This is a genomic window from Nesterenkonia sp. YGD6 (genome assembly GCF_022565895.1).
Classification (GTDB): domain Bacteria; phylum Actinomycetota; class Actinomycetes; order Actinomycetales; family Micrococcaceae; genus Nesterenkonia.
The window spans coordinates 186924-210888 of sequence record NZ_JAJOYY010000001.1; the positions used below are offsets into that span (position 1 = coordinate 186924).

Sequence of the window (23965 nt, forward strand, 5' to 3'; positions counted from 1 at the left end):
CAGCAATGGCGCGGAACACCAGGGACTCATCGGCAGCGCCGCGACTGACGGATCGGCAGCGGCAGATCGTCGATGTCATCCAGGAGTCGCTGGCCGAGCGCAGCTACCCTCCCTCCATGCGTGAGATCGGCGACGCCTGCGGGCTGGCCTCACTCTCCTCGGTGACTCACCAGCTGGCGCGGCTCCAGGAGCTGGGCTACCTCAGACGGGTGCCCGGGCGACCGCGCGCCATGGAGGTGCTGCGTGACTCTGCCGGCGCCCCCGTGCTCAGCGAACAGGCCCAGGAGGCCGAATCTGCGGCACGTGACGCAGTGGTGGAGCTGCAGGGCTACCGCACCCAGTCCGACAGCCGGATCTCTGAGATTCCCATGGTGGGTCAGATCGCGGCCGGTGGACCGATCCTGGCCGATCAGCAGGTCGAAGACATCATGCCGCTGCCGCGGCAGCTCACCGGCGAGGGCGAGCTGTTCATGCTTCAGGTCCGCGGTGACTCCATGATCGAGGCCGGCATCTTCGAAGGCGACTGGGTCGTGGTGCGTCGGCAGAACACCGCAGAGAACGGCGACATCGTCGCCGCCCTGCTCGACGACGAGGCGACCGTGAAGACGCTCAAGCGCCGCGACGGCCACGTCTGGCTGCTCCCGCAGAACCGGCAGTATGAGCCGATCCTCGGCGACGAGTCCACCATCATGGGCAAGGTCGTCACGGTGCTGCGCAGCCTCTGAGGCAGCTGCAGGTCCCCCACACACGCCGCGGTGCCCCCAGCTCTTCCCGGCCCTCCGAGACCCGGCGTCCTAGTCCCGGCGCGGCACCACCGTGGGTTCCTCCCCCGTGGGTGACGGTGGATCCTCGCGGAGCTCCTGCTCCGTCATGACGTCGAGGACCCGCGACCACCGGTCTTCAACGGTTTCCGCGCTGAGTTCGACCCCAGGCGGAATGTTCCCCTCGGCGAGGTCGCGCAGCGGCCAGATCCCTCGGTGAGGCTCATCATCGGTCGGGCCGCGATCCACGGTGACGGGCAGCCAGTCCATGGAGATGACCTCGGCGTCCTCGTCGCTGACCTCGACCGTTGCGTAGACCACTGTTCCGCTGGCAGTTTCTGGGATGCAACAGGCCTCGTCCTGGTTGGAGAGGAAATTGCCCATGGACCACACCACCCACATGCCCTCACCTGACGGGCCGCCCTCGAGGTGTTCCAGCGGCTGGGGCGTGTGCGAATGGCTGCCGAACACCACGTCGATCTCACCACCGGCTGCCAGCTGCTCGCCATAGTCCCGCTGCTCTTCAGCGGGCTGGTGGACATACTCCTCACCCCAGTGCACAGAGGCGACGACGACGTCGGCGCCGTCCTCGCGCGCCTGGGCCGCCTGGTCTGTGAGCTCCTCGGGAGTGACATCGGCGACGCGCCACAGTTCATCCTCCGGCGGTGGATATGCCTGGTTGTGGAGCATGGTGGTGGCCACATGCGCCACCGTCACCTCTTGTCCGCCGCGTTCCAGCGTGTAGAGCTGGGGCTGGGCGGCTTCGGCTTCAGTTCGCGCGGTTCCCGCATGTCCCAGGCCAGCGTCGTCGAAGACGTCGAGCGTGCGCTCCTGCCCGGCCGTTCCCTGGTCGAAGGAATGGTTGTTTGCTGTGGAGCAGCCGTGGAAACCCACCGAGGCGAGATCCCCGGCGAGTTCCGGCGGGGCCGCGAACACCGGATAACCGGCCGGCTCCACACCCTCTGGGGCGATCGGCACCTCCAGCCCGCACAGGGCAAGATCAGCACCACTGATGAGATCTTCAACCCCGCCCATCAGCGGCGCAAACGAGTAGTCTGCGCCGTCGGCGAGCGCAGCTGCCTCGTCAATGATGGGGCCATGGAGAAGCATGTCCCCCGTGCCGGCGATGGTGAACTGCTCCGGCTGAGGTTCGTCAGTCTCCGCCTGGTCGGCTTCATCGTCGTCGATGTCGGGCCGCGCGGTGTCAGTATCGCTGTGCGCATCGGTCGGCACAGCGGGCGCGGCGTCGTCATCCCCAACGCCTTCGGCGCAGCCGGCCAGGGTGAGCGCTGCCGCCAGCACCCAGAAGCAGGTCATGGGGCCTGAGCCTGTGGTGCGTCTTGGATCCGACATCGTCTGTGAGCCTCCCGTGGTCACCCATCATGTGGGATTGATTCTCTTCTGCAGCCTCACCCGGGAAGCGCACTGAGCCCAGCTCCCAGCACCCGACTCACCTCACAGGTCGAGCTAGCCGTCTGACTCGGCCAGCCGGGCCAGCGCCCCGCGGGCCAGATCCCCGTTGACGGTGGGCCAGAAATCTGGCATCGATTGCTTCAGGAAGCCGCCGTAACGCGCATTGGCCAGGCGTGAGTCCAATATGGCCAGCACCCCCTTGTCCTCCGAGGTGCGGATCAGCCGTCCAGCACCCTGGGCCAGCCGGGTGGCGGCGTGGGTGGCAGCGACCTGCATGAACCCGTTGCCGCCATGCTTGGTGACCTCCTGGCTGCGCGCACTGACCAGTGGATCATCCGGTCGTGGGAACGGGATCCGGTCGATGGCCACCAGCCGGCAGGACCGGCCGGGCACATCCACGCCCTGCCAGAGGCTCATGGTGCCGAAAAGGCAGGTCTCCTCATCCTCAGCGAAGGCGCGCACCAGCGCGGACATCGTCGAGTCGCCCTGGCAGAGGATAGGGATATCAAGGCGCTGCCGCAGATCCTCGGCCGCCTCCTCGGCGGCGCGGCGAGAGGAGAACAGCGCGAGGGTCGCACCCTTGGAGGCCTCGATGAGACCGGCCAGCTCATCACGCTGGGCCTGGGCGGTCTTCATCGACGGCGGCGGCAGGTGCTTGGCCACATAGAGCACCCCCTGTTTGGGGTAGTCGAAGGGGCTACCCACATCCACGGCGTCCCAGGCCGGGGCCTTCTCCCCCGCCAGGCCCAGTGACCCGGCCACGGGGTCGAAGCTGTCGCCGATGGTCAGCGTCGCGGAGGTCAGCACCACGGTGCGATCACCGAAGAGGCCTTCACGCAGCCGCCCGGCCACCGAGGTGGGTGCGACGTAGATGAGTGGGGACTCATCCAGATCTGCCTCCTGGTAGCCCCGACCCGGCACGAACGCTCCGGGCCTGTTGAGCCAGACCACGTCGGGGGTGTCCGGGGAGTCCAGGATCCGGTTGGCGGTGTCGAGCACGGCCTGCATCCGGGACCTGGCGGTGCTGCGCCCGGGATCGGCCTCGGCGTCACCGGTCGGCTTCGAGTCCGAAAGTGCGGTCCGTGCGGCGTTGCGGGCCAGCTCGACCGCCTCGCGCTGCTGCGGGTTCAGGCCGCGCGCTAGCAGGCCTGAGTCGATCCGGTGGAAGGCCGCCTCCACGGCGACCGCGGAGCTCTGCAGCGCTTCGACGTTGATGGCGGTGTGCCGCCGAGCGGAGGAGGCCGCGGCCTTGATCATCTGTGCGGAGAGCTGCGCGGTCACCGCGGAGGTCACCCGGTCGGCCAGTTCATGGGCCTCATCGACGATGACGGCGTCATGGTCCGGCAGCACGTCGAGCCCCTCGAAGGCATCGATGGCCAGCATGGCGTGATTCGTGATCACCAGGTCGGCGTCCTTGGCCTTCTCCCGGGCTCGCTCGGAGAAGCACTCTGCCGCCATCGGGCATTTGCGCGGGCCGATGCAGTCCACGGCGTTCACCGAGATCTGCCGCCAGGCCCGGTCGGTCACCCCGTTGGGCAGGTCATCCCGGTCCCCGGTCTCGGTGACCTCGGCCCACTCGCGCAGCGCCACGATCTCCTTGCCCAGCTGAGAGCCGGGTTCGAAGGCGGTGACCCCGCCGGTGGGTTCGTCGGCGAAGGCGAAGAGGGCCTGTTCGTCGTCGTCCTCGGGGAAGCCGCCGTCCATCTTGTGCTTGCAGGCGTAGTTCGCCCGGCCTTTGACCAGGGCCACGTCGACCGGTCGGTCCACGTGCTCGGCGATGTTCTCCAGCAGGCGCGGAAGATCACGGCCCATGATCTGGGCCTGAAGCGCCAGCGTGGCGGTGGAGATCAGCACCGGCTTCTCCGCGTCCAGTGCGTGGACCACCGCCGGCACCAGATAGGCCAGTGACTTGCCCGTGCCGGTCCCGGCCTGGACCAGGAGGTGACGGCGCTTGCGCAGCGCCATGGCCACATGTTCGGCCATGGTCACCTGCCCCTCGCGCTTGACTCCGCCCATGGCGGTGACGGCGCGCTCGAGCAGGTCCGTGGTCTCCTGGTATCCCGTGGACCGGCTGGTGCTCACGCTCAAGGCGTCGGCTCTGCCTGGACCTGGAACTCGGCGAGGTCCCCGACGAGTTCCCGGCGGACCAGCACCTTCAGCAGCGTGCCCTCCTCCAGGTACTCGGTGGAGAGGATCTCGGCGTCCTCCGCGTGGAGCCTGGAGACGATGTCTCCCTGGTCATAGGGCACCATGAGCTGCAGCGGGACGCTGGGACGCGGGATGGAGCGGCTGATCAGTTCGCGCAGCTCCTCGATCCCCTCCCCGGTGTGCGCCGAGACCACGATGGTGTGCGGCTCACGACGGCGGATCCGTTCCACCACGTCCCAGTCTGCGACGTCGGCCTTGTTCAGCACGATGACCTCGTCCACCTCGTCGGCGTCGACCTCGGCCAGCACCGTGCGGACCGCGCTGATCTGGCCCTCGGGCTCGGGATGGGAGGCGTCGACAACGTGCAGGATGAGGTCGGCGTCGGCCACCTCCTCCAGCGTGGAGCGGAACGCCTCGATCAGCTGGGTGGGCAGCTGTCGGACGAAGCCGACCGTGTCCGAGAGCGTGTAGCCGATCCCGTCCGGGGTGACCGCCTTGCGGGTGGTGGGGTCCAGGGTGGCGAACAGGGCGTTCTCCACCAGGACCCCGGCGTCGGTGAGCCGGTTCAGCAACGAGGACTTGCCCGCGTTGGTGTATCCGGCGATCGCGACGGAGGGCACGGCGTTGCGTTTGCGGTTGGCCCGCTTCGCGTCTCGAGCCGGTTTCATCGCGGCGATGTCCTTGCGGAGCTTGGCCATGCGCGCGTTGATCCGCCGACGGTCCAGCTCGATCTTGGTCTCACCTGGACCGCGTGACCCGATGCCGGCACTCGCACCACCGACCTGGCCGCCGGCCTGGCGGGACAGCGACTCGCCCCAGCCGCGCAGGCGCGGGAGCATGTATTCCATCTGGGCCAGCTCCACCTGGGCCTTGCCCTCCCGGGACTTCGCGTGCTGCGCGAAGATGTCGAGGATCAGGCCGGTCCGGTCGATGACCTTGACCTTCACGATGTCCTCCAGGCCGCGGCGCTGGGAGGGTGCGAGCTCGGAGTCGACCACGACGGTGTCGGCGCCGAGCTCGGCCACTGCGACGCGGATCTCTTCGGCCTTGCCGGAGCCGAAGAAGGTGCCGGGGTCCGGCTTGGCCCGGCGCTGCAGGAAGCCGTCGAGCACGGTGGAGCCTGCGGTCTCGGCGAGCGCGGAGAGCTCACGCAGCGAGTATTCCGCCTCTGCGACGGTGCCCTCGCCCCAGAGCCCGGCGAGGACCACGCGCTCCAGGCGCAGCTGGCGGTACTCCACCTCGGAGACGTCTTCCAGCTCGGTGGAGAGCCCGTCGACCCGGCGCAGGGAGCGGCGTTCCATGAGTTCGAACTGTTCGCCGTCGGACTCGGAGTGTGAGGTATCACCGGCGAGCTCACGTGCTTGTTCACCGAGGATGCCGCGGCGTTTGAAGCTCGAATCCGCCTCAAACCGGGTGGTCCGCTTCGGTGCGTCTTCGCGGGCTCGATCAGCGGCCAGGATCCGCTCGATGGTCGCATCGACGGAGGACTGCTCTGCGGCTGGCGCCGTGGAGTCCTCGGGGGTCTCGCCTGAAGGTTCGGGCGTGTGATTCTGCTTGGTCATGATCTCCTTAGGACCAGTTTTCGGCCTGGCCCTGCCCGCCGTGGATCTCCATCCTACGTTCGACCCTGGACATGGTTAAGTGCGCGGGTCCGCTGTGGAGATCGAGCGGGGCTTGTTCGGGGGTGTGGATACTTTGGTTCGGCCAGCTTCCGGATCCGCATCGGGAACCGAGGTGGCGCAGTCCGCGAGGACCGCGCTGGTGCCGGGCGAACGACACTGCCGGCTCAGCGGGCCGGCCAGGTGGTGAAGGGGTGACTCAACCGCGCGGGCGGGAGTACGTCAGGTGAATCCACATAGGGAGGAGTCTACTACGATTCACCGTGTGAACTCCCAGCATTATTTCTCCGCGTCCCCCGAGGGGCCCTTCACCCGCCGAACCGTCAGCGTCACCCTGGACCGCAGAGAGGTCTCGGTCTCCACCGCCGGGGGCATCTTCTCCCCCGACGGAGTGGACAAGGGCACTGCGGTGCTGCTCAAGCACGCGCCCGATCCGGCGAGCCAGGGCCACCTGCTCGACATCGGCTGCGGCTGGGGCCCGTTGGCGCTCACCCTGGCGATGCGCTCACCGGCGGCCACGGTCTGGGCGGTGGATGTCAACGAACGCTCCCGCATCCTGTGTGCGGAGAACGCGGCTGCACTGGGACTGACCAATGTGCGGGTCGTGGCACCTGAAGAGGTGCCGGCTGAGATCGAATTCGACACGATCTGGTCCAATCCCCCGATCCGTGTGGGCAAAGAGGTGCTGCACGGACTGCTTGAGCATTGGCTGCCGCGGCTGGGCCCCGGCGGCGAGGCCTGGCTGGTGGTGCAGAAGAACCTCGGCGCGGACTCGCTGCTCGCCTGGATCACCACGATGCTCTCCGGCTCAGCAAGCGAGTTCCACAGCGGGCGCGCGGAGACCGCGAAGGGCTTCCGACTGCTTCGGATCAGCCGCGGCTGAGCAGGCGGCGTCGACGGCTCAGCGGCTCAGCGGCTCAGGCGAGTGTCCCGGTGAGCACCAGCTCCGCGGGTCCCGCCAGCTCCACGTCCTCGGCCCCGTCGGCGCGGGCGGTGAACCGTACAGTGACCTGTCCGCCGGGGACGTCGACCTTCCAGAGGTTCACGCTGTCATCTGCGGCCCAGACCCGGACCGCGGCTGCGGCGGCGCAGGCGCCGGTCCCGCAGGACATGGTCTCGCCGACCCCGCGTTCATGCACGCGCATCCGTACCCGACCCACCGGCTGGCCGTCTTCGCCCTGAGTCACCAGCGGCTCGGCCGGGACCACGAACTCCACGTTGGTCCCTGCGGGCGGGACCGGGTCCACCTTGGGTGCCTCGTGAAGGTTCAAGTCCTGCAGCGTGGTCTCGTCAGAGAGAGCGACGACGGTATGCGGATTGCCCATCGAGATGCTCAGGGCTGGGCGGGGCTCATCGAGTCCGGCGGCGATCACCAGCGCGTCCGAGGCGTTGGACGCGGCCTGCTCGGGGTCCAGGAAGGACCATACGCCCATGCCGATGGCGTAGCCCTCGGGGACCTTGCGCACGGTGCGCAGCCCGGCCCGGGTCAGGACGGGAAGCTCCTGGCCCTCGGCCAGCTGCACCAGGTCTTCGGCGATCAGGAAGTGGGCGAAGGCGCGCACGCCGTTGCCGCACATCTCGGACACCGAACCGTCGGAGTTCCGGTAGTCCATGAACCACAGGGGCGCTTCGTCGGTGCTGCTGAGCTCAGGCGTCTCGGCCAGCACCCGTGACACCATGGCGTCGCCGATGACCAGGTGTGCGGGGACTGCACGGATGACCCCGTCGCCGCCGATGCCCAGGTGACGGTCGCAGAGCGCTGCCACCTGGTGCGCTTCCAGAGTCTGCTCCCCGGTGGGGTCGGCGATCATGACGAAGTCATTGCCGGTGGCGTGGGCCTTGGTGATCGAGGTGCCGGTGAGGGCGTCCAGGCCGGTGAGGTGGTGAGCCACGCGGTTCTCCTTCATTGATGCTTCGGGTCCTGATCTTCTGAGCTGCTGCTTGGGGGCGCGCCGCTGTCGAGATGTTCAACGCAGCGCGCGGTGGATCGCTTCCTGTGCCTGCTCGGTGAGGTCTTGGGACGGCGCCGGGAGCCAGGTCACGCGGGAATCAGCGCGGAACCAGGTCTCCTGTCTCCGGGCGAACCTGCGCGTGGCCACCGTGGTGGACTCGATCGCCTCCCCCGGGGTCAGTTCGCCATCGAGGACTTCGAGGAACTGCTGGTAGCCGATGGCCCGGGAGGCGGTGCGTCCTCGACGCAGTCCGGCGTCGTCGAGCTGGCGCACCTCCTCGAGCAGGTCTTGGTCGGCCATGCGCTGGACGCGGCGTGCGATGCGTTCGTGGAGCAGGGGCCGGTCCACGTCGAGTCCGATCTGCACCACCGGTTCCAGGCCTGGTTCATGGCGCCGCTGCGGCATGTAGGAGGAGAAGGTCCGGCCGGTGAGCAGCACGACCTCCAGGGCACGGATCAGGCGTCGGTCGTCTTTGATGACGGCGGCAGACTCGGGGTCCAGCTCGCGCAGCTCCTGGCGCAGCGGGGCTGCACCCTCGTCGTCGAGTCGCAGGGTCAGGCGGCTGCGCAGCTCTGCGTCGGTGGGCGGGAATTCGATCACGTCGATGACGGCGCGCACGTAGAGCCCTGAGCCGCCGACCATGATGGGGGTCTTGCCGCGGGCTCTGATCTCCCCGATGATCCGGCGTGCCTGGTCCTGGAAGTCCGCGACCGAGGCCTCCTCGGTCACGTCGAGGACGTCGAGGAGGTGGTGCGGCACGGCGCCGGCCTCGTCCTGGGTGACCTTGGCGGTGCCGATGTCCATGCCTCGGTAGAGCTGCATCGAGTCGGCGTTGATGATCTCCCCGTCAAGGCGCTCGGCGAGGTCGATGCCCAGCGCTGACTTGCCGGAGGCCGTGGGGCCGACCAGCACGATCAGCGGAGCCGTCTGCCGGGCAGCATCCGATCTTGCGGAGGACGCCTGCTGTGTCAGATGATCAGCGGTCATCAGGAGACGGGGCGCAGAGTCGGCATGCCGAGAGAGACGGCCGCAGGAGTGGATCCGGTCACCTGAGTGGTGCCCACGCCGCAGGAGTCAGCCTGCCAGCGGTCCCAGGCTTCGCCGGCGGAGGACCGACGAAGCTCGTAGTCCGCGGGGCCCGTCGGATCGGCCAGCAGGTGGAATCCGGCGGCCTCGGTGATGGTCACGGTCACGAAGTCACCGGGACGCGGCGCGGAGGCTCCTGCCGGCACGGCGAAGTGCACGAGCCGGTTGTCCCGCGCGCGCCCGCTGAGCCGTCCGGTCTCGGTGGCTTTCGCACCGGAGTCGGCGGTGACGAGAAGCTCCTGGGAGGTGCCCACAAGTTTCGCGTTCTCTTCGGCGCCGATCCGGTCCTGCAGGGCGCACAGGCGTTCGAACCGCTCCTGCACGATCGCCTTGGGGATCTGATCCTCCATGGTGGCGGCGGGGGTGCCTGGACGTGGTGAGTATTGGAAGGTGTAGGCCGAGGCGAAGCGTGAGGCTTCGACCACCCGCATGGTGTCCTCGAAGTCCGCCTCGGTCTCCCCGGGGAAGCCCACGATGATGTCGGTGGTGACCGCCGCACGCGGCATGGCTTCACGCACCTTCTCCAGGATCCCGAGGAACTTCTTGGAACGGTAGGAGCGTCGCATGTCTTTGAGCACCTTGTCGGACCCGGACTGCAGCGGCATGTGCAGCTGGGGCATGACATTGGGAGTTTCGGCCATGGCATGGATGACGTCGTCGGTGAAGGAGGCCGGGTGGGGGCTGGTGAACCGGACGCGCTCGAGCCCTTCGATCTCTCCGCAGGCGCGCAGCAGTTTGGCGAAGGCGCCGCGGTCGCCGAACTCGACTCCGTAGGTGTTCACGTTCTGGCCCAGCAGGGTGACTTCCACTGCGCCGTCGGCGACGAGCGCGCGGACCTCGGCGAGGATCTCGCCCGGACGCCGGTCGCGCTCTTTGCCGCGCAGCGAGGGCACGATGCAGAAGGTGCAGGTGTTGTTGCAGCCCACCGAGATGGACACCCACCCGGAATGCACGGACTCGCGTTTGGTCGGCAGCGTCGACGGGAAGGTCTCGAGAGCCTCGAGGATCTCGATCTCGGCCTCGGCGTTGTGGCGGGAGCGCTCCAGCAGTGCCGGCAGCGACCCGATGTTGTGGGTCCCGAAGACCACGTCCACCCAGGGTGCCTTCTTCTGGACGGTCTCCTGATCCTTCTGCGCCAGGCAGCCGCCGACGGCGATCTGCATGCCGTCATGCGCGGCCTTGGTCTGGCGGAGCATCCCCAGATGTCCGTAGAGCTTGTTGTCGGCGTTCTCACGCACCGCGCAGGTGTTGAAGACGACGAGGTCCGGGGTGGCGCCCGCTGCGACGGGCCCGTAGCCGGCGTCCTCCAGGAGTCCTGACATCCGCTCGGAGTCGTGGACGTTCATCTGACAGCCGAAGGTGCGCACCTCGTAGGTGCGCGGACCCGCCGCTGCCGGGTGCGCATCGACGGCAGAACCCTCCGCCAGGGCGGGGTCCGGTGCGGTGGTCTCGGCGCGGTCCATCAGTGCATCACTCATTGCAGGGAATTCTACGCGTTTGAGTGATCCTCGATCACTTCACGCACGATCTGAAAGGCTGCTCCCGGGGCGTGGCCTCTGCGGGCCAGCATCGAGACCAGTCGACGGGTGACCTTGTCCCGTTCGGCGCGCTCCTCCGGACTGGGCCCGGTGGGCACGGCCTTGCCCTGAAGCTTGCGCCGCACGAGCTCGCGCGCGGCCTCACCCTCGTCCTCGGCGCTGATCTGCTCCAGCGCGTCAGCTGCCACCGGCTCGCTGATGCCCTTCTCACGCAGCTCCCGGCGCAGCGCGGACTTGCCGAGGTTCTTGAGCTCATGACGACCCCTCACCCAGGTGCGGGCGAACTCCGTGTCATTGACCAGGTGGACCTCTTCCATCCGATCCAGCACCCGGGTGATGATCTCCGGGTGGAACTCCTTCTCCTTCAATGCCACGGCGAGCTGGTGCCGGGACTTCGGGGACCCGGTGAGTCGGCGCAGCACCACGGCACGCGCCTTCTCGTACTGCTCCTCAGGACTGAGCTCGGCGATGGCGCCCATGGAGGTCTCGGCCTCCCCGTCGTCGGCCTCAGCTTCAGCTTCAGCTTCAGGGGCATCGACTTCGGGGGCATTGACTTCGGGGGCATCGACCGCGGAGGCGTCCTCGGCCCGACCTTCGCGGCGATCCTCAGCCTCCAACGGCGCCGTGGGGCCCGGGAGCCCGCCAGGGTCCACCAGCGGACGGGCCGCGGCTGATGCCTCGAACTCGAGGTCCCCCGACTCGATGTCAGCGAGTTCGGGGCCAGCGAGTTCGGAGTCAGCGAGTTCGGAGTCAGCGAGTTCAGGGCCGGCAGAGTCGGCCTCCGCGCCCAGGGCGTCGCCCGGGACGGTTTCGCCCGGGGCAGACCCGGCAGTCCCAGCGTCGGCAGGCGGAGAGTCGGCAGGCGGAGCGTCGGCAGGCGGAGCGGGCACGGAGGTGTCCACCACCAGGAAGTCGGGAACCGGCTCGTCCGGGTCCCGCTCCTGGATTCTCGTCATGGCCGCCCGCAGGGCGTCGATCTTCTGCTGCTGGTCACCCATAGAGGCCTCCTATCAGCCGTCGACCGCCTTGAGGGCGGGTCCACCTTCTTCTTCCAGCGGGGCGATCAGACCGAGCTTCTCCCGGATGCGACGCTCGATCTCATCGGCAAGGTCGGGATTGTCCTTGAGGAAGGTGCGCGCCTTCTCCTTGCCCTGGCCCAGCTGGTCCCCGTCATAGGTGAACCAGGCGCCGGACTTCTTCACGAGGCCGTTCTCGACGCCGACGTCGATGAGGCCGCCTTCACGGGAGATTCCCTCGCCATAGATGATGTCGAACTCGGCCTGCTTGAACGGCGGGGCCATCTTGTTCTTCACGATCTTGGCGCGGGTCCGGTTGCCCACCGCGTTGGTGCCCTCCTTGAGGGTCTCGATGCGGCGCACGTCGACACGGACCGAGGCGTAGAACTTCAGCGCCTTGCCGCCCGAGGTGGTCTCCGGGGAGCCGAAGAAGACGCCGATCTTCTCGCGGAGCTGGTTGATGAAGATCGCAGTGGTCTTGGTCTGCGAGAGCCGACCGGCGATCTTGCGCAGCGCCTGCGACATCAGGCGGGCCTGGAGGCCGACGTGGGAGTCGCCCATCTCGCCTTCGATCTCGGCGCGGGGCACCAGCGCGGCGACGGAGTCGATCACGACGATGTCGATGGAGCCCGAGGAGACCAGCATGTCCATGATCTCCAGCGCCTGCTCACCGGTGTCCGGCTGGGAGACCAGCAGCGCGTCGGTGTCCACGCCCAGCTTCTGGGCGTACACCGGATCGAGGGCGTGCTCGGCGTCGATGAAGGCGGCGATGCCGCCCATCTTCTGCGCGTTGGCCACTGCATGGAGGGCCACGGTCGTCTTGCCCGAGGACTCCGGGCCGTAGATCTCCACGACGCGGCCGCGGGGGAAGCCGCCGATGCCGAGTGCGGCGTCCATGGCGATCGATGAGGTCGGGATGGTCTCGATCGGCGCCCGGGTTTCATCACCCAGACGCATGACCGAACCTTTGCCGAACTGCTTGTCGATCTGTGCCAGCGCTGCTTCAAGCGCCTTCTCACGATCTTTGCTGACTGCCATGATTCACCTCGATGACTCGTTGTATGTATGTGGTGCCAGATTAGGCGGACCCTCTGACATGCCCTCGTGCACGGGCAGACGATGTGCATCCAACCGGGTCGACCCCGCAGTACGGGCCTTCTGAGGAAAACTCTAACGCATCCAGTCGAACATATCTTCGACTGTCGCCCGGCGTGTCCGCGCGGCTGATTCGCCCGCCGCCGCCGAGGCCGCGGGCCGCTCCACGCATGGTGCTGATCGGGTGTGTCCGGTCCAGCTCAGCTCTTCGGCGAGATGTCTCGTCCGAGGCGTCGATCAGCGGGGACATCCTGCTGCTCACACACGGCGTCCCAGACATCGCGCGCACTCACGCCCGCCTCCAGCGAGGACTTCACCGTCAGCTGGTATTCGCTGAGCACCAACGAGTCGGCGAGGACGTGGGCGTAGTTGGCCCCGAACTCACCCTCCATGAGGAACCAGAACCGGCTTTCTCTCACGAAACCCTCTTGTCTGTGCCGTTGTCTGTCGAATGTCGCACCGCTGATCCTGCGGAGCGCTGCACCGGGTCGGCGATGTTCACGGCTCCCGGGACGGCGGACTCCTGCGCGAGCGAGGGATCGTGCTCGGCGTCGAACTCGGTGTAGGCCTTGTTGAGCTTGGCCAGCAGCTTCGAGAGCGTCTCGATCTCCTGCTCCTGCCAGGGCGTGAGCATCTGCAGGTATCGCTCGGCTCGGTCCCCCTGGGCGGATTCCAGCCGGGCGCGGCCCTCCTCGGTCAGCGAGACCATCTGGGCCCGGCCGTCGGCAGGGTCGGTGGCCTTCTCCACGAAGCCGCGGTGCTCCAGCGTGCTGAGCTGCCGCGAGAGTGTGGGCTTGCCGATCCCCAGGTGACGGGCGATCGCAGTCATCCGCTGCGGTCCCATCTGCTGGAGCGTGGCGAGCACGGAATAAGAGGCCGGCTCGATCTCGGAGTCGATCTGGCGCGCCAGCTGCAGGGCGTTGAATCGACGCCGGACGAAGAGTCGGTTGAACTCCTGCTCCAGCTCGTGGACCTTGGCGCGTCGATCAAAACTTTCCATGGGCAACAGTCTAGGACAGCAAGGGAGGGCCGCCCCATAGGGCGCCCTCCCAGACTGATCTTTGGCCTGCTCCGGTGCTGAATCTCATCCGGCTGATCCGCCGACGATGTTGCCGGTCTGGCCAGTGGCTGGCTGGCTGTCGGTGCACACGCCCATGCCTTGCGGCCGGTATCGGTCTCAGGACCCGCTGCGGGCGAGTTCTTCTCGGGTCAGCGCGTCGGGCACGCGATCCGGGACGACTCCGCCGCCGAACTCGCGCTGGAACTCGGTGGGGACGGTGTCGGGGACTTGGAGTCCCTCGGCGGTGGCGATGCGCTCCGCAACCTGGGAGAGCATCGTGGAGAGCGGCACCTCGAGGGCGGAGCAGATCGAGGCGAGCAGCTCCGAAGAGGCTTCCTTCTGCCCGCGTTCCACCTCGGAGAGGTACCCCAGGGACACTCGCGCGTCGTGGGAGACATCTCGCAGGGTCCGGCCTTCGGCCTGCCGGATGCTGCGCAGGACGTCACCGATCTCCTGGCGCAGGATCACTCCCTTGGACTCTCGGGGCTGGGTCGTGGCGACGCCTTCGACGTCCATATCTTTCCAACGGGTCACGCCGTTGACGGTGACTGGTTGTCTCACCATGGACTCACTCCTCTTTCGGTATGTTCCACCTGTCGTCAACGGTCTTGGCAGGTGTTTTCTTCCCGGGGTGGCTGAAGGTCCCTATACGCCTACTCTAGTCCCGATCCCCGATGCCATGAGGTTCGGTGAGCAAGAAGTCTTCGACAAGCTTCAATGCGCCCTCCACCGAGGCGGCGCGGATCTCTGCGCGGTCACCGTGCAGATCCAGCAGCAGGGATCCAGAGATCCACGTCTCAGCGGTCTCGGGGGCCAGTCCCGCCGAGGCCGGTTCGCAGCCGGCGGGAAGGCGCAGTCCGAGCCGCTCGGCTGAGGACTCTCTGCAGGCCAGCCCCAGATAGACCGTGCCCACATCCTTGCCCTCGTGAGGTTCTGGCCCGGCCACGCCGGTCGTCGCGATGCCGATATCGGCTCCCGTGCAGAACGCGACGCCGCGCGCCATGGCCGCCGCGACATCGGGATCCACGGCGCCGCGATCCTCGAGCAGCTGCGCATCGACGTCGAGAACATTACGTTTCACGGCGCTGGAATAGGCGACGACGCCGCCAAGCAGCGCCACCGAGGTGCCGGGCACCTCGGCGATGCGGGAGCAGAGACCGCCGGCGGTCAGCGATTCAGCGGTGGCCAGGGTGAGGCCCCGGTGCCCCAGGCTCTGGATGATGGTGCGCGGCTCGGTCCGGCGCTCCGCGGCGCGGGCGACCTCTCCGGCCTGTCCGGAGATCCGGTCGGGCTCGCTGGAGAGATCAGTCATCGTCGGGCGACCTGGGGTGCTCGGCCGCGGCAGAGTCTGCACGCTCCTGGCGCACCCGGCGGCGCATCCGGATCGCGGAGATCAGGTAGTCCACTCCGGTGACCACGGTGACGGCCAGGGCGAGGATCATGATCCAGAAGGCGACGTCGGCCAGCCAGGTCGCGATGACCACCAGGGGCAGCAGCATCAGCAGCAGGCCGGCGGACTGCAGCACCGTCTTGAGCTTGCCGCCGCGGGAGGCCGGCATCACGCCGTAGCGGATCACGACCATGCGCAGCACGGTGACGCCGAGCTCACGGGCAAGGATCACGATGGTCACCCACCAGGGAAGCTCACCGAGCAGCGAGAGCATGACCAGGCCGGCCCCGATCAGCAGCTTGTCCGCGATGGGGTCAGCGATCTTGCCGAAGTCGGTGACCAGGTTGCGGGACCGGGCGAGGTCGCCATCGATCTTGTCGGTGAGCACCGCCAGTGCGAAGACCCCGGCGGCGGCCCAGCGCCATCCGCCGTTGGTGGCCTCGCCGGACCCGCCGAACACCTCGCCCTGGGCGTCGAGCACCAGGAGCCAGATGAAGACCGGGACCAGCGCTATGCGCACCATGGTGAGGATGTTGGCGATGTTGAGCAGCGGCGGTTCGGCCGGCTGCCCGGTCTGTGCGTCTAGTTCGCGCGGTGTGTCAGTCATGAGTCTCTCAACGTCCGGTCAATTCCCACATATCCTCGCCGGATGTGGAGTCGTGCCCGTCATGATAGTCCCTCGCCTGCGGCAGGGCCGCCGTGCGTTCGGCGAGATCACGGGCGATCAGGTCGGCGCTGGAGAGCGAGGCGCGGCTGACCTGGCGCTGCCCGACAGCCTGGGTGGGTGCGGTCTGCGTGGGCTCCTCCTCGCCGCGAGCGGCATAGTCGCTGCCCTCGCGCGGCTGGATCGGCTGGATCTGGGTGGGCTGGGTCGTCGGATAGCCAGCCGGATCCGGCGCCGAGACGGCGGAGACCGCCGAATGACCGGACGGAGCGGAGTGACCGGAAGCGGCCGAGTGGGCGGAGTGACCGGAGGCCGCCGAGTAGGCGGAGCCGGCGCCTGCGGCTGACGTCGGACTGTGCGCAGGCTCTGCGACCCCGAGGATGCCGCTGGGCGCGGTCTGCACCGACTGGCCGGGCTCGTATTCGATCCCGGTGTTGTCGTACGCCTCCGGTGCGGCCTCGCTGGGCGCCGCCGCCCGCGGCTCCTCGCCGCGCATCATGGCCAGCAGGCCGGGGAGCTCCTCCGGGGAGACCAGCACGTCGCGGGCCTTGGAGCCCTCGGAGGCGCTGACCACACCGCGGGATTCCATCAGGTCCATCAGTCGCCCGGCCTTGGCGAAGCCGACGCGCAGCTTGCGCTGGAGCATCGAGGTGGAGCCGAACTGGGTGGTGACCACCAGCTCGGTGGCCTGAAGGAGCACGTCGAGATCGTCGCCGATGTCCTCGTCGATCTTCTTCGAGACCTTCTCCGGCACCACGTCTTCGCGGTACTGGGCCTTGAGCTGGGACTTCACATGCTCGACCACGGCGTGGACCTCGGAGTCGTTGACCCAGGCCCCCTGCACGCGCATCGGGTTGGGCCGACCTGCCGGCAGGAACAGCGCATCGCCCTGTCCGAGCAGCTTCTCGGCGCCCACCGAGTCAAGCACCACGCGGGAGTCGGTGGAGGAAGAGGTGGCGAAGGCCATCCGGGAGGGGATGTTCGCCTTGATCAGCCCGGTGACCACGTTGACCGAGGGACGCTGGGTGGCCAGCACCAGGTGGATGCCGGCGGCGCGGGCGAGCTGGGTGATGCGCACGATCGAGTCTTCGACGTCGCGCGGAGCGACCATCATCAGGTCGGCGAGCTCATCGACGATCACCAGCAGATACGGGTAGGGGCGCAGGTCGCGCTTGGAGTCCGGCGGCAGCTGGATCGCTCCGCTGCGCACGGCCTTGTTGAAGTCGTCCACGTGCTTATAGCCGAAGTGGGCGAGGTCGTCGTAGCGGTTGTCCATCTCCTTGACCACCCACTGCAGCGCCTCGGCGGCCTTCTTGGCGTCCGTGATGATCGGGGTGACCAGGTGCGGGACACCTTCGTAGGCGGTGAGCTCCACCCGCTTGGGGTCCACCATGACCAGGCGCACCTCATCGGGGGTGGCGCGCATCAGGATCGAGGTGACCATGGAGTTCACGAACGCTGACTTGCCCGCACCGGTGGCGCCGGCGACGAGCAGGTGCGGCATCTTGGCCAGGTTGGCGACGACGAAGCCGCCCTCCACGTCCTTGCCCACACCCATGACCATCGGGTGCTCGGTCTTCCGCGCCGCGTTGGAGCGCAGCACGTCACCCAGGGCGACGACTTCCTTGTCCTTGTTCGGGATCTCGATGCCGATGGCTGACTTGCCCGGGATCGGCGAGAGGATCCGGACCTCGTTCGAGGCCACGGCGAGGGAGATGTTCTTCTCCAGCCCGGTGACCTTCTCCACCTTGGTGCCGGGAACCAGCTCCACCTCGTACCGGGTGACGGTGGGGCCGCGGGAGAACCCTGTGACCTGGGCTTCGACCTTGAACTGCTGGAAGGTCTGGTTCAGCGCGTGGACGATCTCATCGTTGGCGGCGGTGTGCTCCTTGGCCGGCGGACCCGAGGGCAGCAGCCCCTGTTCGGGCAGCGTGTAGGTGACGTCGCCACCGAGGGTGAGCTGCTCCGAGCGCACCGGCATGGCGGCGGCCGGAGCGGGCGCCTCGGGGTTGGGATTGCGCTTCAGTCCCGCGGAGGACGGAACGCCCGACGGCGGCACGGCAGGCGCCGCCGCTGCGGCGGGTGCCGCGTGGGCTGCGGCTGCCGGTGCGGCCTTCTCCCGGGCGCGCTGAATGGCGCGCTCCTGGGCGGTGGGGCGGCGCACCCCGGCAGGCACTGCCGGAGAGCCGAACGAGTCCTGCTCGGACTCGTTGAACACCGGGTCCTCGTAGGCGCCCTCGGTGGCGCGCCTGGCCTCGGGGTCTTCGTGGCCGAAGGAGTCGGTGTCTGAGTCCTCGGAATCCTGCTTGGTGCCCATGATCTTCGACAGCAGGGACTTCTTGGTGCGGCCCTCGCCGCCGCCGTCCTCGGCGTGGCGGGCGGCGCGACGCGGGCGGGCCTGGGCGTCGTCGTCGTGAGACTTTGACTGTGATGCGGGCGCTGACTTCGAGCCCGACTTCTGCGCGGGTGCCGACTGCTGGGCCGAGCCGCCGGAGGGAAGACTCGGATCCTCGAGCGGCTCGCGGCGCTCCCCGACGATGAAGCCCTTGGCGACCGCGACACGGTCGGGGACCCGCCGCAGCGGGGTGTCGGTGATGACCAGGAGTCCGGCGAGCAGCGCGAGCAGCAGCAGCGCCCAGACCGGGTAGGGGGTCACCAGGGAGGCCAGCGGGACGCTGACCAGGTAGCCGATGACTCCCCCGGAGTTCAGCAGGGCGGTGAAGGTGCCGTCGTCGCCGACGGTGAAGGCCTCGTTGATCGTGGGCAGACCGTTGGCCAGGTGCACGACCCCGGCCGAGGCGACCAGGATGATGGCGCTGCCTGCGGCGATCCGGGCGTTGCCGGCATGCTCCTGGGGTGCGCGGAAGTAGCGCACGGCGGCGATGAACAGGATCAACGGAAGGATCACCGAGGCCCAGCCGAAGGTCCCCGCAGTGGAGGTGTGCACCAGGTTGACCGCCCAGTGATCCAGGGTGCGGGCTCCCCACCAGTCGACCACCGCGGTGAGCAGCGCGAGCAGGAAGAACACCAGTCCGGCGCCGTCGCGGCGATCATCGGGGTGAACCTTCACCTGCCGACCGATCCCGCGCACAGCAGAGGCCACCGGCGTGGCCAGGGCCAGCCAGAAGCCGCGTGCGGCGGAGGCCAGCAGGTTCCCGCGGGGGGACTCTGCCGGTGGGTTGGAGGGATTCTTCGACGTCGTCGCGCGGCCGGATGCACTTTTGGAGGTCTTGCTTCCTTTGGTGCTGGCGGCTCGCGAGGGGGAAGTACGTGTCGCCATAGAGGCTAACTTACCCTCGATGCCGGGTCCGGTCACCGATCGGCACACCTTTGGACCCCGTCACACCCTTGCGCCGGATGCGCCGCTGGGCCCCGCATGATGCGAGGCCCAGCGGCGTGATGGTGCAGATCTGACCGGTGCAGGTCGAGCTGACCCGGGCGGGGCGACCCGATGGATCAGGTCTCGACGACCACCGGGACGATCATCGGCTTGCGGCGCAGCTTGCGCGCCACCCAGGAGCCCATGGTGCGGCGCACGATCTGCTGCAGCTGATGCGTGGTGTGCTCCTTGTTGTCCTGGATCGCCTCGGTCAGCGCGCGGGAGATCTTCGGCTTGATGTCCTTGAAGACCTGATCCTCCTCGGCGACGCCGCGGGCGTGGATGTCTGGTCCGGAGATGATCTTGCCGGTCTGCCGGTTGACCACCACGACCACGGAGATGAAGCCCTCTTCGCCCAGGACGCGTCGGTCCTTGAGGTCGTTGTCGGTGATCTCGCCGATCGAGGAGCCGTCCACGTAGACGTAGCCGCACTCGACCTGGCCGACGATCTGCGCGACGCCCTTGTGCAGGTCCACCACGGAGCCGTCATCGGCGAGGATGACGCGGTCGCTGGGGACCCCGGTGTCCTCGGCGAGCTTACCGTTGGCGATCAGGTGGCGGGTCTCGCCGTGGACAGGCATGACGTTCTTGGGCTTGACGATGTTGTAGCAGTAGAGCAGCTCACCGGCGGAGGCGTGTCCGGAGACGTGGACCTTGGCGGTGCCCTTGTGGATCACGTCGGTGCCGAGCTTGAGCAGCCCGTTGATCACGCGGAAGACCGCGTTCTCGTTGCCGGGGATCAGCGAGGAGGCCAGGATGACGGTGTCGCCGTCACCCACCTGGATCGGGTGGTCGCCGTTGGCCATGCGCGAGAGCGCGGCCATCGGCTCGCCCTGCGAGCCGGTGGACATCAGCACCACCTCGGAGTCGGGGTAGTTGTCCACCTTCTTCATGTCCACCAGGATGCCCTCGGGCACGTCCAGGAACCCGAGCTTCGAGGCGATGCCCATGTTGCGCACCATCGAGCGGCCGACGAAGGCCACTTTGCGGTTGTGCGCGTGGGCGGCGTTGAGCACCTGCTGCACGCGGTGAACGTGGGACGAGAAGGACGCCACGATGATCCGCCGGTTGGAGGTGCCGAAGAGCTGGTCCAGGGTCGGACCGATCTCCTTCTCCGGGGTGGTGAAGCCAGGGACGTCGGCGTTGGTGGAGTCGGTGAGGAACAGGTCCACGCCCTCTTCGCCGAGCTTGGCGAAGTGGCGCAGGTCGGTGATCCGCCCGTCCAGGGGCAGCTGGTCCATCTTGAAGTCACCGGTGTGAAGCACGGTGCCGGCCTCGGTGCGGATGAACAGGGCCAGCGCGTCCGGGATGGAGTGGTTGACCGCGATGAACTCGCACTGGAAGGGGCCGAAGTCCTCGATGTCACCCTCTTTGACCTCGAGCGTGTAGGGCTTGATCCGGTGCTCGGTCAGCTTGGCCTCGATGAAGGCCAGGGTCAGCGTGGAGCCGATCAGGGGGATGTCGGGCTTCTTGCGCAACAGGTACGGGACGGCCCCGATGTGGTCCTCGTGGCCGTGGGTCAGGACCAGGCCGACGACGTCGTCGAGCCGGTTCTCGATGTAGCTGAAGTCAGGAAGGATCAGGTCCACGCCGGGCTGTTCCTCTTCGGGGAAGAGGACGCCGCAGTCGACGATCAGCAGCTTGCCGTCGATCTCGAAGACCGTCATGTTGCGCCCGACCTCCCCCAGGCCGCCAAGGGCGACGGTGCGCAGGGTGCCGCGGCGGAGTTTCGGTGGAGTGATGAGGCGCTGTGCTGCCAAGGTGAGATTCCTCCTCGAGAGATCCCGGTGGGGACCTCAATTGTGTAGTGGTTGCGTTCTCTGCTCCGCTGGCAGCCCGTTCTTCGAACGGGTCCCTCAGAGCTGCCAGCCTGCCTCGCGCAGGTCGGCGATGATCAGTTGTTTCTCGAGTTCGTTGGCCTGCACCAGGGGCAGGCGGACGCTGGGGTGCATCCCGGTGCCGAGCCAGTTGAGCACCTGCTTGCACGAGACTGCGCCCTGGACGCGGGTCATCATCGCGCGGATGACGGGGCCGAGCTCGCCGTGGGCGATGCGCGCCTCGCGCAGCTCGTAGTTGAGCACCGCGTCGATCATCCGTCGGAAGGTCGGGGACGCCACATGGGCTGTGACCGAGACGACTCCGGCGGCGCCCATCGCCATCCAGGCGAGCACATTCTGGTCATCGCCGGAGTAGACCTCGAGGTCGGTCTTGGTGAGCACCTCGGTGGTGGCGGTGATGTCGTTCTTGGCGTCCTTGAGCGACATGATGTGCGGGTGCTCGGCGAGCTTGAGGATCGTCTCGGTGGCGATCGGGATGCCGGTGCGTCCGGGGATGTCATAGACCATCAGCGGCAGGTCAGCGGCATTGGCCACCGCGGTGAAGTGCGCGAACACTCCGTCCTGGCTCGGCTTGTTGTAATACGGGGTGACCACCAGCTGGCCGTCGGCCCCGGCGCGCTCGGCGCGCTTGGCCATGAGCAGGTCGTGGTCGGTGTGGTTGGTCGCGGTGCCGGCGATGACCTTCGCCCGGTCTCCGACGGCGGACTTGGCCGCGCGGACCAGGGATTCCTTCTCGTGGTCCTCCAGCGTGGAGGTCTCACCTGTGGTGCCCGAGACCACCAGGGAGTCGTTGCCCTCCTCGACGAGCCTGACGGCAAGCGCTTCGAAGGCCTCGAAATCGATCTTGTCATCGGGGGTGAAAGGCGTCACCATCGCCGTGATCAGGTGCCCGAAGTACGGGTCGGTCTGATCCGGGTGCTGGACCTGCCCCTCCATGAGGTGCGGATCGAATTCGTGTGTGGGCTCGTTGTCGCTTGCCATAAGCAACAGCCTACCGCGTGGGCCCCGCCGACGGGCCAGCGACGGGCAGGAACTCCGCGCGGACCTGACCGGGACTGGGCCGAGACCTGACCGGATCCTGGCCGGGACCCGGCCGCGGGGTCAGATGTCGGCTTCCTCCATGGGACCCGCGCCCAGGGTGATGCCGCTGTGCCCGGGGTCCCCGTCGAAGTGCTCGTGGGAGACGTCGACCACGGGGTACTGGCTCAGATCGATGCCGGCGGGCACCGTGAAGGTGGTGGAGCCGGCGGTGGCGGAGCCGAGGGAGATCAGCTGGGTGCCGTCCTCATCGCGCAGCCACACCTCGAAGTATCCGGCCTCAGGGTCCGGGGCCGCGGAGATCTCTACGGTGAGCTCCAGGGCCCCCGCCTCGGTCTCGACCATCTCGGCGCGGCCGGTGAAGTCCTCTGCGGCCACCGGTTCCAAGGTGGCGTCGCCGACGACGGTGGGGACGGCCACGGGAAGCTCCACCTCGGCGGCGTCTCCCTGGCCGAGCACAGCTGCCACCGCCGCGCCGCCGAGCAACGCGCCTGCGGCGGCCGCCGCGAGCGGGATCCAGGCGCGGCTGCGCCGGGAAGGTTCCCGCTGGCTCTGCCGGCGGCTGTTCCGCTCACTGGTCCGGGGGCGCAGCTCGGTGACCGAGGCCATCGAGGCGCCCCGGCCCGAGGCATGCTCCGGGGTCGCTGCGATCTCGGCGGCGATCCGGTCCCAGAGCCCGGCGGGGGGCTCGTGCAGCGCGGCGGGATCCCGCAGCGCCTCCATGGCACGCTCGGTGGCCTCGAAGGCCGCGTGGCAGGGCCCGCAGAGTCCGAGGTGCTCGCGCTGGGCAGCTGGGAGTGGCGGGTGGATCTGGTCCAAGGTCTGATCATCAGTCTGGTCGGCGGCCGACTCGGTGTGGGCGAGCCGCGGATCGGCCAGGACCGCCAGGTACTCGTCCGTCAGGTGCCCGTTGGTGCCGAAACCGTTCCGCGCGGGAATCTGTTCAGTCACTATGCACCTCCAGACTTTGTCTCATGCGTGCCAGTCCTCGGTGGACATGGGATTTCACGGTGCCGAGCGGCATCTCCAGGCGTTCCGCGATGATCTTGAGCGGAAGGTCCTCGGTGTAGGCCAGACGAATTATCTCATTCTGCGGCGGTCCCAGCTGATTCAGGCTCTGCTGGACCACCACTCGGTCGACCACGGCGTCGGTCGGCTGCGGCGCACCGTCGCGCGCAGCCGCGTCGGCCCCGGCCTCGGCGGCCTGCAGATCCTTCTCCCGCCGGGCGAAGACATCGGCGATCACCCGCCGGGTGATCCCGGTGAGCCAGGCGCCGGTGGGATGGGTGATGTCGTAGGTGTCCCGTGAACGCCAGGCCCGGGTGAAAACCTGCTGGGTGGCATCCTCTGCGTCCTGACGATGCCGGAGCGCGGCCATACACAGGGAGAACACGAAGCTACCGTGCTGGCGGTAGAGGTCGTGCATGGCTGCGGGCTCCCCGGCCGCGAAGCGCATCGCAAGGTGCTGATGATCCAGAGCGACTCCTCGGTCGGGGGGCACGGGCAGGCCAGGCGCAACCGGAGCTGTCGCCTGCTCAATCGAGGGGTTCGGCGACCACGATGATGTTGTCCGCATAGCTGCTGCGCTCATCGATCCACTGACCCCCACAGGTGATCAGCACGAGACGGTGCTCCCCGGTCCGCTCGAAATACGGAGCGAAGTCCAGGCCGTCCTTGCCGAGCTGTTCCACCTGTGTGACTTCATAGTGATGTGCATCTCCGGCTTCGTCAAGGACGGTCACCTCCTCACCCGGACTGGAGTCCTTCAATGCATAGAGCGGCCCGACCGGGGTCTCTTGCGAGCCGGCATGGGCCGAGATGACGGTGGTCCCGACCTCATCGGCCGGCGCCTTGCCGTATTCGTACCAGGCCGCCTGGGCGGCGTCGTCGGGGATGTCCATCTGGCCATCCCCGGCGACGCCGCGCGGCTCCACCGGGATGTGTGCATACAACTACGGGGGGAGCACC

Annotated in this window: 21 protein-coding genes; 2 read left to right on the plus strand and 19 right to left on the minus strand. The window is 68.0% G+C overall.

Annotation, left to right across the window (positions count from 1 at the left end):
• Positions 1 to 5 precede the first annotated feature (5 nt).
• A complete protein-coding gene (lexA, locus tag LTI14_RS00860) occupies positions 6 to 725 on the plus strand; it encodes a transcriptional repressor LexA (protein WP_241464246.1) in 720 nt (239 codons plus the stop codon).
• Between the two features lie 69 nt (positions 726 to 794).
• Here the strand turns inward: lexA and LTI14_RS00865 are convergent, their stop codons facing one another.
• From LTI14_RS00865 to hflX, 3 genes are all read right to left on the minus strand, one after another.
• Positions 795 to 2078, minus strand: coding sequence for a CapA family protein (locus tag LTI14_RS00865; RefSeq protein WP_241464245.1), 1284 nt, complete (start codon positions 2076 to 2078; stop codon positions 795 to 797).
• 150 nt (positions 2079 to 2228) lie between these two features.
• The gene (locus tag LTI14_RS00870) at positions 2229 to 4256 is read right to left on the minus strand and encodes an ATP-dependent DNA helicase (protein WP_342357705.1); all 2028 of its coding nucleotides are present in this window, start codon (positions 4254 to 4256) and stop codon (positions 2229 to 2231) included.
• Between the two features lie 2 nt (positions 4257 to 4258).
• Positions 4259 to 5884: a GTPase HflX gene (gene hflX / locus LTI14_RS00875; protein WP_241464244.1), complete on the minus strand. Its 1626-nt coding sequence runs from the start codon at positions 5882 to 5884 to the stop codon at positions 4259 to 4261.
• A gap of 322 nt (positions 5885 to 6206) precedes the next feature.
• Between hflX and LTI14_RS00880 the strand changes: the two genes are divergently transcribed.
• On the plus strand, positions 6207 to 6824 hold the full coding sequence (locus LTI14_RS00880; RefSeq protein ID WP_241464243.1) for a class I SAM-dependent methyltransferase: 618 nt from the start codon (positions 6207 to 6209) through the stop codon (positions 6822 to 6824).
• Positions 6825 to 6858: 34 nt separating this feature from the next.
• On the opposite strand, the gene dapF is transcribed toward LTI14_RS00880, so the two are convergent.
• The 16 genes from dapF to LTI14_RS00960 form a co-directional block, all read right to left on the minus strand.
• A complete protein-coding gene (gene dapF, locus LTI14_RS00885; protein ID WP_255727122.1) occupies positions 6859 to 7848 on the minus strand; it encodes a diaminopimelate epimerase in 990 nt (329 codons plus the stop codon).
• A 60-nt stretch (positions 7849 to 7908) separates the two neighbouring features.
• A complete protein-coding gene (gene miaA / locus LTI14_RS00890) occupies positions 7909 to 8880 on the minus strand; it encodes a tRNA (adenosine(37)-N6)-dimethylallyltransferase MiaA (RefSeq protein ID WP_241475300.1) in 972 nt (323 codons plus the stop codon).
• The gene (gene miaB / locus LTI14_RS00895) at positions 8880 to 10457 is read right to left on the minus strand and encodes a tRNA (N6-isopentenyl adenosine(37)-C2)-methylthiotransferase MiaB (RefSeq protein ID WP_255727123.1); all 1578 of its coding nucleotides are present in this window, start codon (positions 10455 to 10457) and stop codon (positions 8880 to 8882) included. The genes miaA and miaB overlap by 1 nt, the downstream gene beginning before the upstream one ends.
• A gap of 11 nt (positions 10458 to 10468) precedes the next feature.
• Positions 10469 to 11515 carry a regulatory protein RecX gene (locus tag LTI14_RS13185; RefSeq protein ID WP_342357706.1) on the minus strand — a complete coding sequence of 349 codons (1047 nt, stop codon included), beginning with the start codon at positions 11513 to 11515 and terminating at the stop codon, positions 10469 to 10471.
• Positions 11516 to 11527: 12 nt separating this feature from the next.
• On the minus strand, positions 11528 to 12571 hold the full coding sequence (recA, locus tag LTI14_RS00905) for a recombinase RecA (protein ID WP_241475315.1): 1044 nt from the start codon (positions 12569 to 12571) through the stop codon (positions 11528 to 11530).
• A 257-nt stretch (positions 12572 to 12828) separates the two neighbouring features.
• Positions 12829 to 13047: a DUF3046 domain-containing protein gene (locus tag LTI14_RS00910; protein WP_241464240.1), complete on the minus strand. Its 219-nt coding sequence runs from the start codon at positions 13045 to 13047 to the stop codon at positions 12829 to 12831.
• A complete protein-coding gene (locus LTI14_RS00915; protein WP_241475317.1) occupies positions 13044 to 13628 on the minus strand; it encodes a MarR family winged helix-turn-helix transcriptional regulator in 585 nt (194 codons plus the stop codon). Before LTI14_RS00915 ends, LTI14_RS00910 begins: the two co-directional genes overlap by 4 nt.
• Before the next feature lie 177 nt (positions 13629 to 13805).
• Positions 13806 to 14252 (minus strand): helix-turn-helix domain-containing protein, encoded by a 447-nt coding sequence (locus LTI14_RS00920; RefSeq protein ID WP_274615740.1) that lies wholly within the window; start codon positions 14250 to 14252, stop codon positions 13806 to 13808.
• Positions 14253 to 14346: 94 nt separating this feature from the next.
• Positions 14347 to 15000 (minus strand): CinA family protein, encoded by a 654-nt coding sequence (locus LTI14_RS00925; RefSeq protein WP_241475319.1) that lies wholly within the window; start codon positions 14998 to 15000, stop codon positions 14347 to 14349.
• On the minus strand, positions 14993 to 15685 hold the full coding sequence (gene pgsA / locus LTI14_RS00930; protein ID WP_241475327.1) for a CDP-diacylglycerol--glycerol-3-phosphate 3-phosphatidyltransferase: 693 nt from the start codon (positions 15683 to 15685) through the stop codon (positions 14993 to 14995). Before pgsA ends, LTI14_RS00925 begins: the two co-directional genes overlap by 8 nt.
• A gap of 7 nt (positions 15686 to 15692) precedes the next feature.
• Positions 15693 to 19022, minus strand: a complete 3330-nt coding sequence (locus LTI14_RS00935) for an FtsK/SpoIIIE family DNA translocase (RefSeq protein WP_241475329.1) — start codon at positions 19020 to 19022, stop codon at positions 15693 to 15695.
• A 176-nt stretch (positions 19023 to 19198) separates the two neighbouring features.
• Positions 19199 to 20881, minus strand: a complete 1683-nt coding sequence (locus LTI14_RS00940) for a ribonuclease J (protein WP_241464236.1) — start codon at positions 20879 to 20881, stop codon at positions 19199 to 19201.
• Positions 20882 to 20977: 96 nt separating this feature from the next.
• Positions 20978 to 21895 carry a 4-hydroxy-tetrahydrodipicolinate synthase gene (gene dapA / locus LTI14_RS00945; protein ID WP_241464442.1) on the minus strand — a complete coding sequence of 306 codons (918 nt, stop codon included), beginning with the start codon at positions 21893 to 21895 and terminating at the stop codon, positions 20978 to 20980.
• A 165-nt stretch (positions 21896 to 22060) separates the two neighbouring features.
• On the minus strand, positions 22061 to 22948 hold the full coding sequence (locus LTI14_RS00950; protein ID WP_241475331.1) for an anti-sigma factor: 888 nt from the start codon (positions 22946 to 22948) through the stop codon (positions 22061 to 22063).
• Positions 22941 to 23498, minus strand: coding sequence for an RNA polymerase sigma factor (locus LTI14_RS00955; RefSeq protein ID WP_241470009.1), 558 nt, complete (start codon positions 23496 to 23498; stop codon positions 22941 to 22943). Before LTI14_RS00955 ends, LTI14_RS00950 begins: the two co-directional genes overlap by 8 nt.
• A 34-nt stretch (positions 23499 to 23532) precedes the next feature.
• Positions 23533 to 23949 carry a class F sortase gene (locus tag LTI14_RS00960; RefSeq protein ID WP_241475333.1) on the minus strand — a complete coding sequence of 139 codons (417 nt, stop codon included), beginning with the start codon at positions 23947 to 23949 and terminating at the stop codon, positions 23533 to 23535.
• Positions 23950 to 23965 lie beyond the last annotated feature (16 nt).

What these genes read in the sequence shown, in the direction of transcription:
- lexA (WP_241464246.1), top strand. Translation starts at nt 6, where the DNA reads ATGGCGCGGAACACCAGGGACTCATCGGCAGCGCCGCGACTGACGGAT.
- LTI14_RS00865 (WP_241464245.1), bottom strand. Translation starts at nt 2,078, where the DNA reads ATGACCTGCTTCTGGGTGCTGGCGGCAGCGCTCACCCTGGCCGGCTGC.
- hflX (WP_241464244.1), bottom strand. Translation starts at nt 5,884, where the DNA reads ATGACCAAGCAGAATCACACGCCCGAACCTTCAGGCGAGACCCCCGAG.
- dapF (WP_255727122.1), bottom strand. Translation starts at nt 7,848, where the DNA reads ATGAAGGAGAACCGCGTGGCTCACCACCTCACCGGCCTGGACGCCCTC.
- miaA (WP_241475300.1), bottom strand. Translation starts at nt 8,880, where the DNA reads ATGACCGCTGATCATCTGACACAGCAGGCGTCCTCCGCAAGATCGGAT.
- miaB (WP_255727123.1), bottom strand. Translation starts at nt 10,457, where the DNA reads ATGAGTGATGCACTGATGGACCGCGCCGAGACCACCGCACCGGACCCC.
- LTI14_RS13185 (WP_342357706.1), bottom strand. Translation starts at nt 11,515, where the DNA reads ATGGGTGACCAGCAGCAGAAGATCGACGCCCTGCGGGCGGCCATGACG.
- recA (WP_241475315.1), bottom strand. Translation starts at nt 12,571, where the DNA reads ATGGCAGTCAGCAAAGATCGTGAGAAGGCGCTTGAAGCAGCGCTGGCA.
- LTI14_RS00915 (WP_241475317.1), bottom strand. Translation starts at nt 13,628, where the DNA reads ATGGAAAGTTTTGATCGACGCGCCAAGGTCCACGAGCTGGAGCAGGAG.
- LTI14_RS00920 (WP_274615740.1), bottom strand. Translation starts at nt 14,252, where the DNA reads ATGGTGAGACAACCAGTCACCGTCAACGGCGTGACCCGTTGGAAAGAT.
- LTI14_RS00925 (WP_241475319.1), bottom strand. Translation starts at nt 15,000, where the DNA reads ATGACTGATCTCTCCAGCGAGCCCGACCGGATCTCCGGACAGGCCGGA.
- pgsA (WP_241475327.1), bottom strand. Translation starts at nt 15,685, where the DNA reads ATGACTGACACACCGCGCGAACTAGACGCACAGACCGGGCAGCCGGCC.
- LTI14_RS00935 (WP_241475329.1), bottom strand. Translation starts at nt 19,022, where the DNA reads ATGGCGACACGTACTTCCCCCTCGCGAGCCGCCAGCACCAAAGGAAGC.
- dapA (WP_241464442.1), bottom strand. Translation starts at nt 21,895, where the DNA reads ATGGAGGGGCAGGTCCAGCACCCGGATCAGACCGACCCGTACTTCGGG.